Source organism: Leifsonia sp. 10L418 (assembly GCF_056395445.1).
In genome coordinates this window covers 573,044-590,224 of the sequence record NZ_JBFTJN010000001.1, presented here as the reverse complement: position 1 = coordinate 590,224, position 17,181 = coordinate 573,044, and the positions used below count along the sequence as shown (strand labels likewise).

General features: G+C 67.4%; 15 protein-coding genes and 1 riboswitch. Of the genes, 4 read left to right on the top strand and 11 right to left on the bottom strand.

Features of this window, described 5'->3' with window-relative positions; all coding sequences use genetic code 11:
* Positions 1 to 126: 126 nt before the first annotated feature.
* Positions 127 to 504, bottom strand: coding sequence for a LysM peptidoglycan-binding domain-containing protein (locus AC1DCF_RS02730; protein ID WP_477209664.1), 378 nt, complete (start codon positions 502 to 504; stop codon positions 127 to 129).
* 261 nt (positions 505 to 765) lie between these two features.
* Positions 766 to 2,145: an L-serine ammonia-lyase gene (locus tag AC1DCF_RS02725; protein ID WP_477209663.1), complete on the bottom strand. Its 1,380-nt coding sequence runs from the start codon at positions 2,143 to 2,145 to the stop codon at positions 766 to 768.
* A 186-nt stretch (positions 2,146 to 2,331) separates the two neighbouring features.
* Between AC1DCF_RS02725 and AC1DCF_RS02720 the strand changes: the two genes are divergently transcribed.
* Together AC1DCF_RS02720 and AC1DCF_RS02715 are read left to right on the top strand one after the other, a co-directional pair.
* Complete coding sequence (locus tag AC1DCF_RS02720; protein WP_477209662.1) at positions 2,332 to 3,363, top strand: ATP-binding cassette domain-containing protein; 1,032 nt, start codon at positions 2,332 to 2,334, stop codon at positions 3,361 to 3,363.
* A complete protein-coding gene (locus tag AC1DCF_RS02715; RefSeq protein WP_441791033.1) occupies positions 3,360 to 4,220 on the top strand; it encodes an ABC transporter permease in 861 nt (286 codons plus the stop codon). Before AC1DCF_RS02720 ends, AC1DCF_RS02715 begins: the two co-directional genes overlap by 4 nt.
* 98 nt (positions 4,221 to 4,318) lie before the next feature.
* On the opposite strand, the gene AC1DCF_RS02710 is transcribed toward AC1DCF_RS02715, so the two are convergent.
* The 3 genes from AC1DCF_RS02710 to AC1DCF_RS02700 form a co-directional block, all read right to left on the bottom strand.
* A complete protein-coding gene (locus AC1DCF_RS02710; protein ID WP_477209661.1) occupies positions 4,319 to 7,633 on the bottom strand; it encodes an AfsR/SARP family transcriptional regulator in 3,315 nt (1,104 codons plus the stop codon).
* A gap of 226 nt (positions 7,634 to 7,859) precedes the next feature.
* Positions 7,860 to 8,390, bottom strand: coding sequence for a CoA-binding protein (locus AC1DCF_RS02705; protein ID WP_477209830.1), 531 nt, complete (start codon positions 8,388 to 8,390; stop codon positions 7,860 to 7,862).
* A gap of 116 nt (positions 8,391 to 8,506) precedes the next feature.
* Positions 8,507 to 9,802 carry an O-acetylhomoserine aminocarboxypropyltransferase/cysteine synthase family protein gene (locus tag AC1DCF_RS02700; RefSeq protein WP_477209660.1) on the bottom strand — a complete coding sequence of 432 codons (1,296 nt, stop codon included), beginning with the start codon at positions 9,800 to 9,802 and terminating at the stop codon, positions 8,507 to 8,509.
* Between the two features lie 124 nt (positions 9,803 to 9,926).
* On the opposite strand from AC1DCF_RS02700, the gene AC1DCF_RS02695 reads away from it, so the two are divergent.
* Positions 9,927 to 11,078, top strand: coding sequence for an FAD-dependent oxidoreductase (locus AC1DCF_RS02695; protein WP_477209659.1), 1,152 nt, complete (start codon positions 9,927 to 9,929; stop codon positions 11,076 to 11,078).
* 40 nt (positions 11,079 to 11,118) lie between these two features.
* Positions 11,119 to 11,183, top strand: a riboswitch (guanidine-III (ykkC-III) riboswitch).
* Between the two features lie 10 nt (positions 11,184 to 11,193).
* The gene (locus tag AC1DCF_RS02690; RefSeq protein ID WP_477209658.1) at positions 11,194 to 11,517 is read left to right on the top strand and encodes a DMT family transporter; all 324 of its coding nucleotides are present in this window, start codon (positions 11,194 to 11,196) and stop codon (positions 11,515 to 11,517) included.
* A gap of 1 nt (position 11,518) precedes the next feature.
* Here the strand turns inward: AC1DCF_RS02690 and AC1DCF_RS02685 are convergent, their stop codons facing one another.
* The 6 genes from AC1DCF_RS02685 to AC1DCF_RS02660 are packed head-to-tail and all read right to left on the bottom strand — an operon-like array spanning position 11,519 to position 17,181.
* Positions 11,519 to 12,505: an NAD(P)/FAD-dependent oxidoreductase gene (locus tag AC1DCF_RS02685; RefSeq protein ID WP_477209657.1), complete on the bottom strand. Its 987-nt coding sequence runs from the start codon at positions 12,503 to 12,505 to the stop codon at positions 11,519 to 11,521.
* Positions 12,498 to 12,827 carry a ferredoxin gene (fdxA, locus tag AC1DCF_RS02680; protein ID WP_477209656.1) on the bottom strand — a complete coding sequence of 110 codons (330 nt, stop codon included), beginning with the start codon at positions 12,825 to 12,827 and terminating at the stop codon, positions 12,498 to 12,500. Before fdxA ends, AC1DCF_RS02685 begins: the two co-directional genes overlap by 8 nt.
* Entirely contained in the window at positions 12,824 to 14,245 is a 1,422-nt protein-coding gene (locus AC1DCF_RS02675; protein WP_477209655.1) for an FAD-dependent oxidoreductase, read from the bottom strand. Before AC1DCF_RS02675 ends, fdxA begins: the two co-directional genes overlap by 4 nt.
* On the bottom strand, positions 14,242 to 15,510 hold the full coding sequence (cobA, locus tag AC1DCF_RS02670) for a uroporphyrinogen-III C-methyltransferase (RefSeq protein WP_477209654.1): 1,269 nt from the start codon (positions 15,508 to 15,510) through the stop codon (positions 14,242 to 14,244). Before cobA ends, AC1DCF_RS02675 begins: the two co-directional genes overlap by 4 nt.
* On the bottom strand, positions 15,507 to 16,433 hold the full coding sequence (locus AC1DCF_RS02665) for an ABC transporter permease (RefSeq protein WP_477209653.1): 927 nt from the start codon (positions 16,431 to 16,433) through the stop codon (positions 15,507 to 15,509). The genes cobA and AC1DCF_RS02665 overlap by 4 nt, the downstream gene beginning before the upstream one ends.
* Positions 16,423 to 17,181 carry an ABC transporter ATP-binding protein gene (locus AC1DCF_RS02660; RefSeq protein WP_477209652.1) on the bottom strand — a complete coding sequence of 253 codons (759 nt, stop codon included), beginning with the start codon at positions 17,179 to 17,181 and terminating at the stop codon, positions 16,423 to 16,425. Before AC1DCF_RS02660 ends, AC1DCF_RS02665 begins: the two co-directional genes overlap by 11 nt.

Genomic DNA, 17,181 nt, shown 5'->3' with positions numbered 1-17,181 from the left:
ATTCCGCGCTCGGCTGGCGGGCGTGTCGGTGATCGAGCCGTCGAGATCAGTCGGGCCGATTTCTGAACGTCATCGGGTCTGCGGATCGACAGTCCGAGGTCTCGACAAGCTCGACCAACGAGGAAGTTAGCGCTTCGTCGTCCAGTCGAGGTTGATGACCTGCTTGAGATAGATGTCTTCGCCGAGACCGGGCACCGATGGGTTCATGTGCAAGAACTGCTGAACGGGCACATCGAAACGCTGCGCGATGTCGAAGAAGGTGTCGCCCTCGACGACCGTGTAGGTGCTCAGGCTGCCGTCGCCGTTGCTGGTCGTCGAGCCGCGGGCACCCGGGGCTTCGCCGAGATCGACGGCCGGTCCGGGCTCCACGATCGGGGCCGGCGCGTTGGGGATCGGCTGGCCGACCGCCGGGTTCGGCACGAGTTCAGGCTCTTCGACCGGGGCCGGTTCCACGGTCGGTGCCGGTGTCGCGGACGGAACCGCCGTGGGAGTGCTTGTTTTCACAGGCTTCGGGGCGACAGTGACTGTCACAACCGGTGCTGGAGTGCCGGCGCAAGCCGACAACGTGAAGAGTGCCGCGACAGCGGCAATGACGAATGCGTTTCGGCGCGACGGTGCGTAACGAATGATGTCCCCCAGAGATGTTCCGTCAGCCTACGGCATCTGCTGCGGTGTCGACAGTCCTCTGATCAGGGGGTCTGTCAGGGGTGAGTGCGAGGTGCCGAGCGTTTCAGACATCCCATCGTCCTCAGCGCGCGGTGCGCCTCAGCACTCGATGACGTTGACCGCCAGCCCGCCTTCGCTCGTCTCTTTGTACTTGGTCATCATGTCGAGGCCGGTCTGGCGCATGGTCTCGATCACGGTGTCGAGCGAGACGAGGTGCGTGCCGTCGCCGTGCAAGGCGAGCCGGGCCGCCGACACCGCGGTCGACGAGGCGATGGCGTTGCGTTCGATGCAGGGCACCTGAACGAGTCCGCCGACCGGGTCGCAGGTCAGGCCGAGGTGGTGTTCCATCGCGATCTCTGCCGCGTTCTCAACCTGACGCGGGGTGCCGCCGAGAACGGCGCAGAGTGCACCGGATGCCATGGCGCACGCCGAGCCGACCTCGGCCTGACAGCCACCTTCTGCACCGGAGATCGACGCATTTGCTTTGACCAGCGAGCCGATCGCCACGGCCGTCAGCAAGTAGCGACGCAGACCCGCGGCATCCGCACCCGGAACGAAACGCAGATAGTAGTGACCGACGGCCGGGATGATGCCGGCCGCACCGTTGGTCGGCGCCGTCACGACGCGACCGCCCGACGCGTTCTCCTCGTTCACGGCGAGGGCGAAGGCGTGCAGCCACTCGGTCGAGGTGTCGCGTTCGCGCTGCGGGAGGCTGTCATATTCCTCAAGCTGCATACGAATCGCCTCAGCCCGGCGCTTCACTTTGAGGCCGCCCGGGAGCGTGCCGCTCGTCTTCAACCCGGATTCCACACAGACGTGCATGGCATCCCAGATGGCGTCGAGGCCCGCGTCGAGTTTCTCCTGGCCGTGAATCGACTCCTCGTTGATGCGCGCGACTCCGGCAATGTCGAGGTCGTGCTTGTCGCAGAGCGCGAGCAGCTCGACACTCGACGAATACGGCATCGGTTGCGTGACAATCGGGGTGGCCTGGCCGAGCGTGTCGCCGTCGCGGCGGATGAACCCACCGCCGATCGAGTAGTAGGTCTCCTCGAAAATGGGCAGCGCATCCGTCTCGCTCCAGGCCAAGAGCGTCAGCGCGTTCGGGTGCCCGGGCAGACGGGTGCGCGGTTCAAAGCTCACGTCGTCTTTGCTGATCGGGATGCTGCGGCGGCCAAGCACCGACAGCGTCGCTCCCTCTTCCAGGCCGGTCCAGGCTGCGCGCACATCATCGGGATCGCAGGATTCGGGTCGGAACCCAGCGAGACCGGCGATCACGGCGTCGGGGGTGCCGTGTCCGAGCCCGGTCGCGCCGAGCGAGCCGTACAGGGTGCAGCTGATGCGCGAGACCTCGTCGAGACGCCCGGTCTCGGTGAGATGTTCGGCGAAGGTGAGGGCGGCCCGCATGGGGCCGACGGTGTGGGAGCTGGATGGGCCGATTCCGATGGAGAACAGGTCGAGAGCCGAGACGTATGCAGTCACGGTTCTATCGTAGGTCGGCACCCCCGAAGATGTGCTGAGCATGTGCAAGATCGGTCGTGCTCGTTCGAGCAACTGCGGCCGCCAAGGCGGTGAGCTACCGAGCCGGGAGTAGCAGGCCGGCGCGATGTCAGCGCCATGAAAGCGTCATGCAAGCGCCACGTGAGCGCCCGGCTCCAGCATGGAGCCATGACAACAACCAACACCAGCGACTGGGCCGTCGAGGCCCACGGACTCGTCAAAGCGTTCGGCGGAAACCGCGCAGTCGACGGGATCGACCTCTCGGTTCGCACCGGCACCGTGTACGGCGTGCTCGGCCCGAACGGTGCAGGCAAGACGACCACGATTCGAATGCTCGCCACTCTGCTGCGGCCCGACGCCGGCTCCGCGACCATTTTCGGCCACGATGTTCAGCGCGAAGCTCAGATCGTGAGGCAGCTCATCGGCGTCACGGGCCAGTACGCGTCGGTCGACGAAACTCTGTCCGCCACTGAGAACCTCGTGCTGTTCTCCCGGCTCCACGGGCTCAGCCGTGCGGCATCCAAGCGCAAGTCGGCCGAGCTCCTCGAGGAGTTCGGGCTGACCGAGGCGGCATCCCGCCCGCTCAAGAACTTCTCCGGCGGGATGCGCCGTCGACTCGACCTCGCGGCGAGCCTGATCTCCCAGCCGCCCCTGATTTTTCTCGACGAGCCGACCACGGGCCTCGACCCGCGCACCCGGGCGCAGATGTGGGACACCATCCGTCGCCTCGTCGCGACCGGTTCTACCGTCGTGCTGACCACCCAATACCTCGACGAGGCCGATCAGCTCGCCGACCGGATCGCGGTGATCGACCGCGGAATCGTCGTCGCCGAGGGCACCGCCAACGAGCTCAAGGCCTCGGTCGGCGAGTCGTCGTTGCAGTTGCGCCTCACCGACGCGGCCGACCTCGAGGACGCCCGCCTGGCCATCCACTCGCTGCTCGGTGTGCAATCCGTGATCTCCCCGCACGACGCGACCCTCACTGCGCCGATGAGCGATCCGGATCGCGTGACCGACCTGCTCGTCGTGCTGCGTGAGGCCGGCATCCGGCTGAGCGAGGTCTCGGTGCAGAAGCCGTCGCTCGACGAGGTGTTTCTCGCGCTCACCGGCCATGGCGTTGCCGATGACGAGAACAGCGACGCCGACGGCGTCACCGACACGGATGCGCATGCATCAGACCCCGAAAGGATCAGCGCATGAGCGCCACAACAGCAACTTCTGCACGGTTGGATCCCACTTCACCAGCCCCCGGCCGGATTGCACCCGGTGCCGGCCGCACCCTCGGCAATCGCGTCAGCCTCGAGCAGTCGCTGCGCAACTCATTCACGATGGCCTGGCGCGGCCTGCTTAAGATCAAGCGCACGCCGGAGCAACTCTTCGACGTCACCCTGCAACCGATCATCTTCACGCTCATGTTCACCTACATCTTCGGTGGCGCGATCTCGGGTGACGTGCAGAGCTACCTGCCCGTGATCATCCCCGGAATTCTGGTGCAGACGGTCATCACCACGTCGATCGTGACGGGTGTGCAGCTGCGCGAGGACATGGACAAGGGAGTCTTCGACCGGTTCAAATCGCTCCCGATCGCCCGCATCTCGCCGCTCGCCGGCGCGCTGCTCGCCGACACGGTGCGCTACGCGATCGCCACCACGCTCACCTTCGTGATGGGCTACATCATGGGCTTCCGGCCCGAAGCCGGACTCGGCGGCGTGCTGATGGGCGCGGTGATGGTGATTCTCTGCGCGTGGGCGATCAGCTGGGTCTTCGCCTTCTTCGGCGTGATCGCACGCACCGCGAGCAGCGTGCAGGGGATCTCGATGCTGATCCTGTTCCCGTTGACCTTCCTCTCCAACGCGTTCGTGCCGGTGGACACCATGCCGGAGTGGCTGCAGGGATTCGTGAACATGAACCCGGTCTCGCACCTGGTCACCGCGGTGCGTGAGGTCACCACCTCGGGAACACTCGGTCCGGATGCGGCGTTCGCGCTGATCGGTGCCGCGGTGATCGTGGCGATCTTCGCGCCGCTGACGGTGAGGGCCTACATGCTCAAGGCCTAGCGGTCGGCAGATTCCGGTTCGTCGAAAACCCCGGTTCGTCACGCATGCGTGGCGGCCGGGGTTTTTCCCGTCGCGGCAACTGCGTACGTCGACTGCGTTTATGGTTGCGGCTGCGCGTCGAGCCGCCGCGCGAAGAGCTCGTGCGCACGATTCGCTCGTTCGCCGAGTGACAAGACGGCGACAGGCTCTCGTGCAGCAGCGAGCGCCTCTGCCCCCACGGTCTTCTCGGCGGCCGCGAGATGGATGTCGAGATGCAGCACCGGCAGATCCTGACGGGAGTGCAATCCCTCAGCCACGGCGAGGAGTTCGAGCCCGAGGTCGCGGTGCGCGCTCTGGCTGAGTGCCCACAGTGCGTAGCCGAGGGCCGCGGTGCCGAGCACCGGCTTGTCGACGAATTCTGGCCGTGCACGTTTCTGTGCCAGAACGCGGGAGCGCAGGATCCCGGCGTGCCGGGCGATTTCTGCAGGTTTGCCGGTTTCGTCGGTGATCCAGGCCGCGATGAGTCCGGCCGTGGCCATCAGAAACCAGGGTGATCCGCGATCCCGGGCACCCTCGAATGTGCACACCGTCTCGAGGTACAGCCGGGCCCMATCCTCATAGCGTGCTTCGGCGCGTGCCAGTTCGGCCTGCCCGGCTAACCCGATCGACCGCAGGTCGACGTTGCGGGAGTTCACGACGGATGCGTTCAGGTAGCGGTCGAAGACGACGCGGGCCTCGTCGAGTCGGCCCAGGCTGATCAGATTGGCGCCGAGCATCCACTCGAGCTGATGCAGGTCCTCCTCTGCGTTCAACGCACGCAGGCCCACCTCGGCCCTGGCCGACCAGAGCAACGATTCGGTGGGGTGATTCTGCTGGCTTGCGAGTTGGGCGACCATCGAGGCCGCCATCGACGCGGCCCACACGTCGCCGCGGGCCGACGCGATGCTCCAGGCTGTGCGGCCCGCCTCATCCGCTCGTTCGAAGTCGCCGTCGTTCTCGGCGAGCTGCGACACCACGAGAGAACCGACGAGCGCGACCGAGTCATCGGCGGAGTGCCGCATCGACTCGAGGTGTCCGATCGCGCCGGTCGGTCCGCCCGGAGCGAGCAGAAAACCGGCGATGGCGCCCAGACGCGGGCGGAGCGGCGCGCCGGATCTCAGGATTTTTCGGAGGCCGCTGAGCGCCGGCGCGGCGGCACGGTCGTTGGTGACCGAGAAGATCGTCGCGAGCGAAATCAGGCTGGCCGCCGCGACGTCGGTGTGGGCGGCATCCGGACTGTAGCGGGCGGTGACCGCGAGAATCATCTCGCCGAACGTGGCGACCTCGCTGTGATTGCCGCGCATCGTCCAGAACTGGGCGAGCACCGCGAACACGCTCACGACGGTGTCGGGGTGCTCAGCCGCGACGGCGAGCCGCAGGATAGCCAGCAGATTGTCGTGCTCGAGTTCGATGAGACGGTAGCTCTCGAGCTGGGCCGGCCCATCAAGCTGCGGGTAGTTTTCGAGGCAGAACGCCTCGGCCCAGCGGAACATCGACTGCTGCACGGCAGCGCTCTCACCGGCATCCGCCAGCTTAATGGCCCCGAATTCGCGCACGGTTTCGAGCATGCGATACCGCGACTGACCGGTGGGAGGGCTCTCACTCACGCTGAGCAGCGACTGCCGGACCAGTGCGTCGAGCAGGTCGACAATCTCGGGCCCCGGAGCGACGAATTCTGCAGCGTCGGAACCGAAACCGTCGGCGAATCGGGACAGTCGGCGCAGCGCGGTCTGCTCGCCGGGCGACAGAAAGTTCCAGCTCCAGTCGATGACGGCCTGCAATGTGCGGTGCCGCTCTGGCGCGGACCGATCGCCGGTCGTCAACAGGGCGAAGCGGTTCTGCAGCCGGCGCTCAATCTCCTCGACCGACATCGAACGGATGCGCGCCGCGGCAAGTTCGATCGCGAGCGGCATCCCGTCGAGCTTGGTGCACAGCCGGGCAATTACGTCACGGGGGAGTACAGCGCCCGGACGCGCGGCGGTGGCCCGGTCGATGAAGAGCTGCACGGCCGGGCCGTTGTGCTGCTCGTCGGGATGGTGTTCGTCGTGGTCGGCGTCGCTGTCGGTGTCGGTGTCGGTGTCGCTGTCGGTGTCGCTGTCGCTGTTGGTGTCGCTGGAAAGGGAACCCAGCGGATAGACCCGCTCGGCACCGATGGCCAGCGGGCTGCGGCTCGTCGCCACAACGCGCACGCTCGCCGTGCTTGCCAGAATGTCTGCGACCCAACCGGCCGCGCCGTCAATGACATGCTCGCAGTTGTCGACAACGAGCAGGGTCTCCTGCTCGGCCAATTGGGCCACGATGCGAGAGCGCAGGTCGCCGGCCGGACCCTCGCTCAGGCGCTGCCCGGCCGAGCGCTCCCGGATGCCCAGTGTCGTCGCGAGTGCGAGTGTCACGTCGTCGTCGCTGCCGACACTGGCCAGCTCAACCACGACGACCGACGCGGCGTTCGAACGGTGTGCCAATTCCTGCGCCAGTCGGGTCTTGCCGAGGCCGCCGGGGCCGAGGACGGTGATGAGACGGGCGCGGTGGAGCAGATCTTCGAYGGCAGCGAGGTCATCGCCCCGGCCGATCAGCGGGTTGGGCGCAAGGCGGAGGCCGATGCGACGGCGCGGCGTCGCAGCCGCGCGAGCGGCCGGCGCGTCACGCGTGCGGTCGGCGCCGTCGTCAGCGGCGTCGTCGGCCCGCAGAAGCGCCGCATTGAAGTCGACGAGGGCACGGGACGGGGAAGTTCCGAGTTGCTCGCTCAGCAGTGCGCGGTAGACGGCAAAGTGCCGGAGCGAGTCAGTGGTGCGGCCGATGGCGGCGAGGCTGCTCATCCGCGCGAGGGTCAGCTGTTCATCGAGCGGATCAATCGCGAGGATCGCGTCGATGTCGGCCAGCGCTGCCGCGTTCTCGCCGAGTGCGATCAGGATTTCAATCCGGGTGCGCGTGAGCGAGGAGTTCAGCTGACTCAGCGCGGGAGACCCGTCGTCGGCTCCGCCGCGCCAGAGTGAGAGTGCTTCGTCGACGAGCGCGAGCGCTGTTGCCGGATCGGTGGTGGCCGATGCTGAAGCCTGGGTGTGCAGGGCGCGGGCCAGACCGGCGTCGGTCTCGTCGGCATCCAACGCGAGGGCGTAACCCGTGGGTGTCGAGAGAAGGAGGTCGTCGGCGATCACTCCGCGCAGGCGGGAAACCAGGGTGTGAAGGGCCGCCTTCGCGTTGCCCGGCGGTTCGTCGCCCCAGAGGTCGTCGATGAGGGCATCGGTGCTCAGCGCGTGGTTGCGGGCCAGCGCCAGCGATCGAATCAGGCTCTGTCCGAGCGCGCCCGACGGCGGGACGAGAACGCCGTTGCGTCCCGCCACCAGCACGGGGCCGAGGATCGCGACACGAATGCGCGGATCAGGGGTGAAAACCACTCTGCCGATCCTACCGATCACGGACCCAGCCTGTTTCGTAGTTGGAGCGCGTGACGCTCACTCCGCTTGTCGATGTGTGGCTAACTCCGGTAATCCGCGAGTCGCGCCGTCGGCAACCGCGGACGAGTGCAGCGGCGAACGGATGCTGCTGGGGATTACCGGAGTTAGCCACCGAAATCAGAACGCAACAGTGTGACGCGGAGGACAGCGGAGAGGAGAGTGCAGGCTAGCGGATGGTCTTGCGCGCCGTGATCTGCCCGGTGTCGAAGCCGAGCAGGTGCAGTCCGCCGTTGAAACGGGCGTGCTCGATCTTGAGGCAGCGGTCCATCACCACGGTGAGGCCCTTCGATTCGCCGTACTCGGCGGCCTCCTGGTTCCAGATTCCGAGCTGCACCCAGATGGTCGGCGCACCGATGGCGAGCACCTCGTCGATGACCGCCGGGATGTCGCTGGCCTTGCGGAACACATCGACGATGTCGGGCACTTCGGGCAGCGACGCGAGGTCGGGATAGGCCTTCTCGCCGAGAATGGTTTCGGCGTTCGGGTTGACGAAATAGACCCGATAGTCGCTCGACTGCTGCAGGTAGGTGCCCACGAAGTAGCTCGAGCGGGCCGGATTCGGCGAGGCGCCGACGATGGCGATCGACTTCGCTGCGCGCAGCAGCTTCAGGCGTGCCTTCGCGTCCGGTCCCTCCCAGGTGCGCTGCGAACGCAGCAGTTTGGCCAGTGGTGAGTTCGTGGGAACCGAGCAGCTCAGCCCGTTCGCCAGCTGAACCGTGGTCTCGCCGGAGTCAGCGGTGGCGTCGTGAGTGGCGACGGTGGACGTCGCGCCCGTCGTCACGTCACTAGCTGCTTCGCTGATCGCGTCCGAGCTCATTTCGATCCTCCCGTCGCCTGGGTCAATGCCTGATCGAGGTCGTAGATGATGTCCTCGACGTCTTCGATGCCGACGCTGAGCCTTACGAGCCCGGGCAGCACGCCCGCATCCTGCAATTGTTGCTCGGTCAGCTGGGCGTGAGTGGTGGATGCGGGGTGAATCACGAGCGTCTTCGCGTCGCCGATGTTGGCGAGGTGACTGGCCAGGTCGACCGATTCGATGAAGGTGCGTCCGGCGTCGCGCCCACCCTTCACGCCGAAACTGAACACGCTGCCCGGTCCCTTCGGCAGGTATTTGAGGCCGCGTTCATAGTGCGGGTGGCTCGGCAGTCCGGCCCAGTTGACGTAGTCGACGCGCGGGTCGGCATCCAGCCATTCGGCCACGATGCGGGCGTTGTTCACATGCGCCTGCATCCGGTACGGCAAGGTTTCGACGCCCTGCGCGAGCAGGAACGCGGAATGCGGCGCCAGGGTTGGCCCGATGTCACGCAGCTGCTCCGCGCGCAGACGGGTGAGAAAGGCGTATTCGCCGAAGTTTCCCGACCATTCCAGGCCGCCATAGCTCGACACCGGTTCGCTGAACAGCGGAAAGCGCTCACTGTGCCAGTTGAACCGGCCGCTTTCGACGACGACCCCGCCGAGGGTGGTGCCGTGCCCGCCGAGAAACTTGGTGGCCGAGTGGATCACGATGTCGGCGCCCCATTCGATGGGGCGGCAGAGGTAGGGGGTCGCGATCGTCGAGTCGATGATCAGCGGGATGCCGGCGGCGTGTGCGACGGCGGCCAGTCCCTCGATGTCGGCGACCTCGCCCGACGGGTTGGCCACCGTCTCGGCGAAGATCAGCTTGGTCTTGTCGGTGATCGCGGCGGCATAGTCGGCCGGGTCGGCGCTCTGCACGAACGTCGTCTCGACGCCGAAGCGGCGCAGGGTCACGTCGAGCTGGGTAATCGAGCCGCCGTAGAGATTGGCGGAGGAGACGATGTGGTCACCGGATCCGGCCAGGCTGGCGAAGGTGATGTACTGCGCGGCCAGGCCGCTCGCGGTGGCGACGGCGCCGAGGCCGCCTTCCAGGCTGGCAATGCGTTCCTCGAACGCTGCGGTGGTCGGGTTCGACAGACGCGAGTAGATGTTGCCGTACTTCTGCAGGGCGAACCGGGCCGCGGCATCCGCCGTGTCATCGAATACGAACGCACTCGTCTGGTAAATCGGCAGTGCGCGGGCCCCCGTCACCTGGTCGGGGATGTTACCCGCGTGAATTGCGCGCGTCGAAAAACCGTATTCGCGATCAGCCATGGCACCACGCTAGTGCCAGCGTCGTGGCGCGGAAAGAATGTGACGTAACCCGGGGAACATCGGTGCCGGCCGGGTCGGGCTGCCTGCGCGAAACGGATGTAGTGAGTGCGGCAGGATGGATCGCATGACGCAGATGCTCGAGACAGTTGTGATCGGCGGCGGGGCGATGGGGTCGGCGACGGCCTGGCAGCTGGCGCGCCGCGGCCGCCCGGTGACGCTACTCGAGCGGTTCGCTCCCGGACACACGAACGGCGCCTCGCATGGGGCGTCCCGCAACTTCAACACGGCCTACGCCGATCCCACTTACCTGGCCATGCTCGCCGAGGCGCTGCCGCTCTGGCGCGAACTCGAGGCAGAGTCCGGCAGTCGAGTGCTCGACCAGGTCGGCATCGTCAACCACGGACCGCACCGCGGTTTCGATGAGATCGCCGCCGGTCTCGCGACGGTGGGCCTGAGCGCTGAGTTTCTCACTCCGGAGGCGGCGGACGAGCGCTGGCCGGGCATCCGTTTTGAGGGGCGCGTGCTGCACGCCCCCGACGCAGGTCGGCTGAACGCGGATGCCGCGGTGGTAGCCCTGCAACGCGCGGCCGCGGCGGCCGGAGCTGACGTGCGGCACAACACGCGGGTGCTGCGCCTCGACGTGCTCGGCGACGACCACGTGCGTGTGACCACCGAGACCGGTGTGATCGACGCCCGGCGGGTGGTGGTCACCGTCGGGGGTTGGACCACCACGCTGCTGGAAGACGCGCTGCCGATCGCCGCCCTCCCGCGCTTGGTCGTCACGCAAGAGCAGCCGGCCCACTTTGCCCTGCGCGATCAGTCAACGGATGCCGATGCCCGCGCCTCCACTGACTGGCCCGGGTTCAATCACAACGTCGATCGCTCACGGCCGGGCTCAGCCTGGTGGTATTCGCCGGTCTACGGCATGTACACGCCGGGTCAGGGCGTGAAGGCCGGCTGGCACGGAGTCGGTCCGGTCGTCGATCCCGATCGGCGCAGTTTCCTGCCCGAACCCCTGCAACTCGCCGCCCTGCAACGGTATGTGCGCGAGTGGCTGCCGGGCGCCGACGCCGACGCGCTCGAACCGGTCAGCTGCACCTACACGACCACGGCCGACGAGAACTTCGTGCTCGATCGGGCCGGCCCGGTCATCGTCGGCGCCGGCTTCAGCGGACACGGCTTCAAGTTCACGCCGAGCGTCGGCCGCATCCTGGCCGACCTGGCGACAGATGCGGCATCCGCCCCCGGCCTCTTCGCGTTCGCGCGCCGGCGCTGACCGCTGCCCAGCGCTTGATCAGCCCGGTTTGCTAGTCTGGCTGCAGGCCGCCCACCCGGCCCCGGACGAGGGATCAGTACCCGGAACGCGACAAGACTGGCCAAGGAAGTGTGCCATGTCGTGGATCATTCTCATTGCGTCCGGAGTACTCGAAGCCGTCTGGGCGACAGCACTCGGAAAATCCGAGGGCTTCACCAAGCTCTGGCCGTCGATCATCTTCGGCGTGACCATCCTGCTGAGCATGGGCGGGCTCGCCTACGCCATGCGTGACATCTCGATCGGCACCGCCTACGCGGTCTGGGTCGGCATCGGCGCGGCCCTCACCGTGCTCTACGCGATGATCTTCGGTGGCGAACCAGCCTCGCTGATCAAGGTGCTGCTCATTCTCGGCCTCGTCGGCTGTGTCGTCGGGCTCAAGCTCGTCGACGGCAGCCACTAGTTCAGTGCGAGGTCGTCACCCCGAGCAGATCGTGGGTGATGATCGCCGCGACCCGCGCACCAGCGCCCGCAGCAACGATGAGCTGTTGCGGGCCTGGCGCGGCGACGTCACCTGCCGCGTAGATTCCCGGCACGGCGGTTCGCCCGTCGCGATCGGTGGCCAGATGCCCGTCGTCGTCGGTGTCGAGCGCCAACCCCTCGAGAAAATCGACGACCGGATGCCACAACGGGCGCACAAAACCGCCGGTCACCGACACCCGTTCGCCATCGAATAAACGCACGGCCGAGAGCGCGCCCCGCTCACCTTCCAGGTCGTCGATGACCCGTCGATCGAGACGGATGCCATGGGCCGCGAGCACCGCCTCGTCGGCGACGCTGAGACGTGCGACTCCATTGGTGAAGACGGTCAACGCGCTGGTCCATTGGGCCACCAGCAGGGCACGTTCGAGTAAGTCGTCGGTCTCGCCGATGAGCGCGAGCGGGAGATCGAGCTGTTCGTATCCGTCGCAGGCGACGCAGCTGAACAGGCTCATCCCGTAGTACGCGCGGATCGACGGCAGCGCCGGCAGCGTTTCGCGCAATCCGGTGGCGACCACGATCGACCGGCTCTGCACGACTCGTCCGGCAGCCGGGGTGACGCCGGTGATCTCCACTTCGAAACGAGGAGTTCGCTCCACGCCGGCAACACCGGCGAGCGGGATGTCGTCGTCCGCTCCCAAAGCCCGCACCGCACGCACCGACGCGCGTTGCAACACTTCGACCCCCGGATACTGCGCGAGCTCCTCCCGGGCGAGGCGGCGCAACTCATGCGGAGGCACCCCGTCACGCGTGAGAAAACCGTGCGAGATCATCGTCGCAGCATTGCGCGGCCGGTTGCTGTCCACGACGAGCACCCGTTTGCGGGCACGCGCCAAGTTGAGCGCGGCAGACAGCCCGGCCGGCCCGCCGCCGATGACGACACAATCGTAGGAGTCGGGAAGGCTATTCATGAGCGCCGCCCTGCGCGGGCAGCGCCGCAATGATCGGGTGGTCGAAGCTGTAGGTGCCCACCTTCGCGGCACCGCCCGGTGACCCGATCTCATCGAAGAACGCCACGTTCGCCGTGTAGTAGTCGCTCCACTGTTCGGGCAGGTCATCTTCGTAATAGATGGCCTCGACCGGGCAGACCGGTTCGCAGGCGCCGCAGTCGACGCACTCATCCGGATGAATGTAGAGCGACCGCTCGCCCTCATAGATGCAGTCGACCGGGCATTCGTCGATACAGGCCCGGTCTTTGACATCGACACAGGGCAGCGCGATGACGTAGGTCATGAGGTGATCAGGGTGCCGGCGCGGGACACGTCGACCTGCTCATCGCGCGACACCACTTTGACGCGCTCCCGCTCCACGGGCGACTCATCACTGGTGCCGAGCATTCGTTCGTGCGCATCGAGAGCGAGCCACCCCGGCCAGGTGGTGAAACGGATGCCGCGGCTCGCGAGCACCTCGAGGATCGCCTCGGCATCCCCGGCCGCAGACTCGGAAAACTCGGAAAGCCCGGCGAGCGAGTCGAGGTCGGCGATGATCGTGCCGACCGTTTCGAGTGCGTCGCCCTTGGTGTGGCCGATCAGACCCACCGGGCCGCGCTTGATCCAGCCGGTCGTGTAGAGACCGGGAATCGGCGCACCCGAGGCGTCTAACACGCGACCGCCGTCGTTCGGGATGACGCCGCGTTCGTCGTCAAACGGCAGCCCGGGTAGCGCGCTGCCGCGGTAACCCACCGCACGGTAGACCGCCTGCAGCGGAAAGTCGCGAATCTCGCCCGTTGTGCGCACCCCGCCGTCGCCGGTCGGCTCGGTGCGCGTAAAGCGCATCCCCTCGACCCGGCCGTCGCCGTACACCTCGGCGGGAGCGTGCCAGAAATGCAGGTGCAACCGCCGCGAGGCGCCCGTCTGCTCGGTGTCGAGCCAGCTCCGCAACGTGCGCGTCATGACCTTGAGCTGGTTATTGGTGGCGACACTCTGCTCGCCGTGTTCGTCGGGCGCGAAGTCCTCCTCGTAGACGATCACGTCCACGTCGGGTACTTCGGCGAGTTCACGCAGTTCGATCGGCGTGAACTTCACCTGGGCGGGTCCGCGTCGGCCGAAGACGTGCACGTCGGTGACGGGCGACCCGGCGAGCCCGGCGTAGACATTGCCGGGGATGTCGGTCGACAGCAGGTCGTCGGCATGCTTGGCGAGCATCCGGGCCACATCGAGGGCGACGTTGCCGTTGCCGATCACGGCCACGTCGGTCGCGTCGAGCGGCCACTCGCGCGGGGCGTCCGGATGCCCGTCGAACCAGGAGACGAAGTCGGCGGCGCCGAACGAGCCGGGCAGGTCGACGCCGGGCACGTCGAGGTCGGCATCGCGGATGGCGCCCGTGGCGAAGATGACCGCGTGGTAGTGCGTGCGCAGGTCGTCGAGGGTGAGGTCGACGCCGTAGGTCACGTTGCCGATGAAACGAATGATCCCCGAATCGAGCATCTCGTGCAGCGAGTTCACGATGCCCTTGATGCGCGGGTGGTCGGGAGCGACGCCGTACCTGATCAGCCCATAGGGGGCGGGCAGAGCGTCGAACAGGTCGATGCTCGCCTCGGCACCGGCCTCGCGCACGGCAGCGGCCAGGATGTTGCCGGCGTAGATGCCGGCAGGGCCGGCGCCGATGATCGCAACGCGGACGGGGGAGGACGCAGGATGCGACCGGGTCATGGGTGGGCCTTTCGGGGTGTGCTGTCGGCGAATGAGGTGTCTGAATGCTGAGGGGAGTGTGCAGGGGAGGGCGAATACGGGCTCAGCGAGACGACGGCGCCGACGACGATGACAGCCGGCGACCGCACTTCTCTGGCCACAGCCTGCGCGGCAATCGTGTCGAGCGTGCCGATCGTGACGCGCTGGTTCGGGCCGTAGCCGTCTTCGATGATCGCGACCGGGCATTCGCCGCCGCGCACCCCCTGCGCCAGCACGGCGGCCGAGCCGGCCAGAGCCCCGACGCCCATGAGCAGCACGACGGTGTGGTCGCGGCCGCCGGGCAGCGAGGCGAGTTGCTCGTGCCCGGTCACGACGGTGAAACCGGTGGCCACGCCGCGGTGAGTGACAGGGATGCCGGCCGCAGCCGGCACCGAGATGGCGCTCGTCACGCCTGGCACCACTTCGACGGTCACGCCGTGGCGGCGGCAGAATTCTGCCTCTTCGCCGCCGCGCCCGAGCACGTAGGGGTCGCCGCCTTTCAGGCGCACGACGCGCCGGCCCGCACGGGCATGTTCGACGAGGAGCGCATTGATCTCATCTTGCGGAACCGGATGATGCCCCGGAAGCTTGCCGACATCGATCACGAGCACCTCGGCGTCCAATTCGCCGAGCAGGGAGCGCGGGCCGAGGCGATCACTGATCACGACGTCGGCTTCGGCGAGCAGGCGGCGCCCGCGCACCGTGATCAGGGAGGGGTCGCCCGGCCCGCCTCCCACGAGGTGAACCGTGCCCGGTCCTGCCTTGCGGCGGTGGTGACGAAGCGGCAGCGAGCCGGCGTCGAGGGCGTGGCCGATCGCATCGCGCAGGGCCATCGCCCGGCGCGGATCCCCGCCCGCCGACACGGCGACGGTCACGTCATCACGGCGGGTGACGGCGGGAACCCAGGCGGCCGAGCTGCGATGGTCGGTGGCATTCACGCACCACACCCGGGCGGCCTCGGCGTCGGCCGCGACCTGCGTGTCGACATCCGCCGCACCCGTAGCGGTGTGCACGAGCCACGCGCCGTCGAGGTCGCCGGTGCGGTAGCCGCGTTCCAGCCAGGTGACCGCCCCAGTGAGCAGGAGCGCGCGCAGATCAGTGCCCGCTTCGGGCGCGATGACCGTGACAATCGCCTCGGCCGCGACGAGCCCGGCGGCCCGACGCGCGGCGACGGCTCCGCCCCCGACGACGACCGCGGTGCGACCGGCCAGGTGCAGGCCGAGCGGGTACAGGATGCTGTCGGTCATCGGGTTCCCCTTTGTAGAAGGCCCCGGCTGCGCAACAGCGTGCGCTCGATCGGGGCGAAGACGACGAGTTCCACCAGGATGCCGATGAAAAGAATGACCAGGATCGTGGCGAGCACGCCCGACAGGTCGGCAAGCTCGCGGCTCTGCTGCAGCATCGAGCCGAGGCCGAAACCGATCGTGCCGCCCATGGTGATGATCTCGGCGGCCATCAGCGAACGCCAGGAGAAGGCCCAGCCCTGCTTGAGGCCGGCGAAGTAGCCGGGCATCGCCGCGGGGAGCACGACGAGGGTGGCGAGTTGACCGCGGTTGGCGCCGAGGACCGTTCCGACGCGACGCAGCTGCGGCGGAACTTGGTCGATCCCCGACACCAAGCCGTTCGCAATCGACGGGATCGCTCCCATCAGAATGACGAAGTAGACGGTGGCGTCGGAGAGCCCGAACCACAAGATTGCGGCCGGTACCCAGGCGACCGAGGGGAGCACCTGCAGGCCGGAGAGAAGCGGACCGAGCGCGCGGCGAAGCAGACGCCACTCCGCGAGCAGCAAGCCGAGCGGTGTGCCGATGGCGATCGCGATCAGAAAGCCGATCCCTCCGCGTTCGAGGCTCGTGAGCACGGCGAGTTGCAGCCGGCCGTCTGCCCAGAGGTCGCCGATCGATGCGGCGACGTCGAGCGGTCCGGGCGCGAGATCGGGGCGCGGGCGAGCGACCACAACGTAGAGCTGCCAGGCGACAATCAGGAGGATCAGCAAGAGCACGGGCGGCAGCACGCCGTCGATGAATCGTCGCCACGGACCTTTTTCGGTGATCGCGACGCTTTGCAGGGCATCGAGCCCGGATTCGAGCGTGCGCAGGTCCGCATTGGTTCGAACCTCGAGAGGGGACTCGTCGAGGACGGTCAGTGAGTGGGAGGTTTCAGGCAGCATTGCGGCGGATCTCCTGTCGGAGGTGCTCGGTGATCTTGTCGGCGAGAAGTGAGGCCTCCGAGGAGTCGAGGCGTCGCTGTTCGCGACCGTTGAGTTGCCACTCGTTGGCGATCCGGCCTGGCCGGCTCGACATCAGCAGCACCCGCTGGCCGAGCCTGACCGCTTCGCGCACATTGTGCGTGACGAAGACGATCGTGCGGCCGGTTTCTCGCCAGACGCGTTCCAGTTCTTCGTGCAGCAGGTCGCGGGTGATGGCGTCGAGCGCGGCGAACGGTTCGTCCATCAGCAGCACCTCACGGTCCTGCGCGAGCGAGCGGGCGAGGGCGACCCGCTGGCGCATCCCACCGGAGAGTTCGTGCGGTCGTTTGTGGGACGCATCCGCAAGGTTGACCACGTCGAGCAGTTCGAGCGCCTGGCTGCGACGCCGGGCGCGTGGCACTCCGCGCAGTCGGAGCGCAAGCTCCACATTGCGGCCGGCCGTCAGCCAGGGGAGGAGCGACGCGTCCTGGAACATCACCGCGGCGTTGCCGCTGGCCACCGTGAGGGTGCCGGAGCTCGGGTGCTCCAGGCCGGCGATGATGTTGAGCAACGTCGATTTGCCGCAGCCGGATGCGCCGAGCAGGCAGACGAACTCGCCCGGCTCGATTGAAACAGTCACGTTGTCGAGCACGAGTGGCCCCGTGGGGCTGAATCGCTTGCTCACGGCGTCGATCTGGATTGCGCTGTCACGGGGGCTGCGGTCGGTCAT